The organism is Vibrio sp. 10N.261.52.A1 (assembly GCF_002876325.1).
Taxonomy (GTDB): domain Bacteria; phylum Pseudomonadota; class Gammaproteobacteria; order Enterobacterales; family Vibrionaceae; genus Vibrio; species Vibrio chagasii.
The window spans coordinates 1-866 of record NZ_MCYD01000385.1; the positions used below are offsets into that span (position 1 = coordinate 1).

The window sequence follows — 866 nt, forward strand, 5'->3', positions numbered from 1 at the left end:
TAGCATAAGAGTTTTGCGATATATCTTCTAACGCATAGGCGAAGTAAACCTTCTTACCTTCAACTTGATAAAATAGCGTCATATCGGTATTCAGTTGACTAATAAGGTTCAATAATAGCTTAGGCGCAGTATGATCCCTTAAAGTGATCAGGTTGATATTATTACCAGCCTGACTCTCCAAGACCTTTAAATGGTAATCTGATGATATAAACGAATCTTTCATATATGGTGAGATCTGGGATAAACCTGAGTAAGCATAATCCTGGTACAAAAAATAACCACCAACAGCAAGATTTAAGCTAATAAAGAGCGTTAAAATAGGTTTTGCCTTGGTTGATATCTTGCTTGTAATCTCCTGATATAAGGGCTCGCTCTTTTCAATTTCTGGCTCTTCTGAGTCCAGGCTTATCAGTGCGTTATCGATAAACACATTCAGTTTAGTGCTTATGCTGTAACCAACACCACGGAATGCCGTAATTTCAACGTTCGCCTCTAGATCATAAAAGGCCTTTCTCAAAAGCGAAATACTTCGTTTTATCGACCCCTCAGTCACCACCTTGTTCTTCCAAACTGTATCTAATATGGTCGACTTTTCGACCATTTCTCCTTGCTTTTCCAATAAAAGAATCGCTAATTTAAACTCGTTATTATTGAGCAGTAATTCCTTTTCTCGATAAGTTATTTTATTTTTCCCACTATCAAATTCTACATTCATTGATAGAAAAACCTCATTAAAGCATTTAGATTCATAAAATCACATCGATTGTAATCACAGATCAATTATACCTAGTAAGCAACTTGATAAACACAGTCGCCCAATCAGAATTGAAATGAATCCTAGAAAGGATTTAATTATCCTATATCAC

Annotated in this window: 1 protein-coding gene; it reads right to left on the minus strand. The window is 35.6% G+C overall.

Features of this window, described 5'->3' with window-relative positions; all coding sequences use genetic code 11:
• The coding region (locus BCT81_RS04790) for a winged helix-turn-helix domain-containing protein (protein ID WP_102423398.1) at positions 1–715 on the minus strand (715 nt) is incomplete at its 3' end.
• Positions 716–866: the final 151 nt, after the last annotated feature.